This window comes from Arthrobacter sp. Y3223164, from assembly GCF_059091005.1.
The window spans coordinates 1-3,137 of the sequence record NZ_JBNHGF010000329.1 but is presented as its reverse complement, the minus strand read 5'-3'; the positions used below and the strand labels follow the sequence as shown (position 1 = coordinate 3,137).

The following is a 3,137-nucleotide window of genomic DNA, read 5'->3' as shown; positions in this document are numbered from 1 at the left end:
CGACGGCGGTGGCTGCGTCGCCCTCGAGCGCCAGCACGTTCGGGTCGGTGTCCAGAGCCTGGGCGGCGTGCACCAGGGCGGTGCCGCCACCGGCCACGATGCCTTCTTCCAGGGCAGCGCGGGTGGAGGACACGGCGTCCTCGATCCGGTGCTTCTTCTCCTTCATTTCGACCTCGGTGGCAGCGCCGACCTTGATCACGCCGATGCCGCCGGACAGCTTGGCCAGCCGCTCCTGGAGCTTCTCGCGGTCCCAATCGGAATCGGTGCGCAGCACCTCCGCCTGCAGCTGGGACACGCGGTCGGCCACGTCGGCCTCGGAGCCGGCGCCGTCAACAATGGTGGTGTTGTCCTTGGTGACGGTGATGCGGCGTGCCGTGCCCAGCACCTCGAGGCCCACCTGGTCCAGCTTCAGGCCGAGGTCCGCGGACACGACCTGGGCGCCGGTGAGCACCGCGATGTCCTGCAGCATGGCCTTGCGGCGGTCGCCAAAGCCCGGCGCCTTCACGGCGGCAACGTTGAGGGTGCCGCGGATCTTGTTGACCACCAGGGTGGACAGGGCCTCGCCGTCGATGTCTTCGGCGATGATGAACAGCGGCTTGTTGGCCTGCAGCACCTTCTCCAGCAGCGGCAGGAACTCCTGCACCGTGGAGATCTTGCCCTGGGAGATCAGGATCAGCGCGTCCTCGAGGACTGCCTCCTGGCGCTCCTGGTCGGTGACGAAGTACTGCGACAGCAGGCCCTTGTCGAACTGCATGCCCTCGGTGAGCACCAGCTCGGTCTCCATGCTGGAGCCCTCTTCGATGGTGATGACGCCGTCCTTGCCCACCTTGTCGAAGGCTTCGGCCAGCAGTTTGCCGACCTCGGGGCTCTGGGCGGAGATGGTGGCGACCTCGGCGACCCTGCCTTCGACCTCGCGGGCATTCTCCAGCAGGCGGGCGGCAACGGCTTCGACCGCTACCTCGATGCCGTGCTTGAGTGCCCCGGGGGCGGCGCCGGCGGCCACGTTGCGGAGGCCTTCCTTCACCAGCGCCTGGGCCAGGACGGTAGCGGTGGTGGTGCCGTCACCGGCAACATCGTTGGTCTTGGTGGCGACTTCCTTGGCCAACTGCGCGCCGAGGTTCTCGTACGGATCGTCGAGTTCCACCTCACGGGCGATGGTCACGCCGTCGTTGGTGATGGTGGGGGCGCCCCACTTCTTGTCCAGGACCACGTTGCGGCCACGCGGGCCGAGGGTGACCCGGACGGTATTGGCGAGCTTGTCGACGCCGGCTTCCAGCGCCTTGCGGGCGGCGTCGTTGAACTCCAACTGCTTTGCCATGAATTTGTTCCTTTCACGCAAAATGCCCCGGCTGCGCTGCTATAGGAGGCAGCCGGGGCATTTCGGTTGTCCGTGATTCCGGCTGCGGGCGTCGACTGCGCGCGCCCGAGCCGCCGGACTCAGCTGATGGGCCTTACTTGGTGACGATGGCCAGCACGTCGCGGGCGGAGAGCACCAGGTACTCTTCCCCGCCGACCTTGACCTCGGTTCCGCCGTACTTCGAGTAGATGACGACGTCACCCTCGGCTACGTCAACGGGAACCCGGTTGCCATTGTCATCGACGCGGCCGGGGCCGATCGCGACAACTTTGCCTTCCTGCGGCTTTTCCTTGGCGGTGTCCGGAATGACCAGGCCGGAGGCCGTGGTCTGCTCTGCTTCGAGCGGCTGGACAACGATACGATCCTCAAGAGGCTTAATGGAGACCGACACTCGGCTCTCTCCTTTTCATGCGCTACGAATAGGTTGGCCAAGGAGATGTCTGCCGTCGTCGCGGTGCCGGCAGGCGGTTCCTTGTATTAGCACCCACACGGGGTGAGTGCTAACTGCGACTCTATGAGAAGGATTAGCACTCGGTCAAGGCGAGTGCCAGCGGCGGGCCCTCCGGCTTCCGCGGCCGCCGCCCATGTGACGAAGATCGGCCCCGCCGTCCACCGGCCAAGTTGCGTAAGGCTAACCTAACCCGGTAGCTTTCAAGCTGCGCGCAAATAGCAAACGTTTATGTTGCCTAATGCCGGTCCCCGCCCGGGACGGCGTTGACGAACAATGGAGAGTCAGTGAAAAAGCCCCTGAAGTCCGGCCTGGTGGCCATGACCGCAGCCGTTTCCATGCTCGCCCTGAGCGCCTGCGGCCAGCAGACCGACGCCGCGGCAGGCACCGGTGCCGAGACGATCAGCGTTGAGCACGCCTCCGGCACCACCGACGTGCCGGTGAACCCGGAGACGGTCTACACCTTCGATCTCGGGGTGCTGGACAGCCTCACCGCCCTGGGCGTCGAGGTCGACGGCGTCCCGGAGGCGGCCGTGTTCCCCGAATCGCTGGCGCAGTACGCCGGCGACGAATACACCAAGATCGGCTCCATGAAGGAACCCGAATTCGAGGCCATCAGCGAAGGCGCACCCGACCTGATCATCATCTCGGGCCGCACCGCCGAGGCCTACGGGGAGCTGAGCAAAATCGCCCCGACCATCGACCTGAGCGTGGACACCGCCGCTCCGATCGAGAGCTTCAAGGAAGTCTCCGCGACCCTCGGCGAGATCTTCGGCAAGGAAGCCGAAGTCGAAGAAAAGCTGGCGGCCATCGACACCCGGATCGAGGACACCAAGGCCGCAGCTGCCGACGCCGGCACCGGTTTGGTGCTGATGACGAGCGGCGGCGAGATGACGGCCTACGGCTCGGGGTCCCGCTTCGGCATCGTTCACGATGTCCTGGGCGTGCAGACCGCCGCGGACGTGAAGTCCGAGGGCCCGCACGGCGAGGCCATTTCGCACGAATTCGTCGCCGAGGCCAACCCGGACCACCTGTTCGTGATCGACCGCGACTCCGCCGTCGGCGAATCCGGGGAAGCCGCTGCGGCCGTCCTGGACAACGACCTGGTCAACGGCACCAGCGCCGCCAAGAACGACAGCATCACCTATCTGGACTCGGCCTCCTGGTACCTGGTGGGCTACGGCCTGAATAATACGGACGCCATGATCAGCGCCGTCCAGGCAGCCGTCACGAAGTAGCACCCCGTACGGCCGCCGGCGTCCCGCCGGCGGCCTGCGCGGTGGCCCGACCCATGGCTTCCTCCACGATTTCCAGTCCGGCCCCGGCCGCAGC

3 protein-coding genes are annotated in these 3,137 nt (G+C 66.3%); 1 reads left to right on the top strand and 2 read right to left on the bottom strand.

The features are described from left to right. On the bottom strand, window positions 1–1,318 hold a 1,318-nt coding region (gene groL, locus AC5RUJ_RS13460; RefSeq protein WP_494155998.1), incomplete at its 3' end, for a chaperonin GroEL. Window positions 1,319–1,451: 133 nt separating this feature from the next. Then, complete coding sequence (gene groES / locus AC5RUJ_RS13455) at window positions 1,452–1,748, bottom strand: co-chaperone GroES (RefSeq protein ID WP_127511177.1); 297 nt, start codon at window positions 1,746–1,748, stop codon at window positions 1,452–1,454. 344 nt (window positions 1,749–2,092) lie between these two features. On the opposite strand from groES, the gene AC5RUJ_RS13450 reads away from it, so the two are divergent. Beyond that, the gene (locus tag AC5RUJ_RS13450; protein WP_494128353.1) at window positions 2,093–3,043 is read left to right on the top strand and encodes a siderophore ABC transporter substrate-binding protein; all 951 of its coding nucleotides are present in this window, start codon (window positions 2,093–2,095) and stop codon (window positions 3,041–3,043) included. Window positions 3,044–3,137 lie beyond the last annotated feature (94 nt).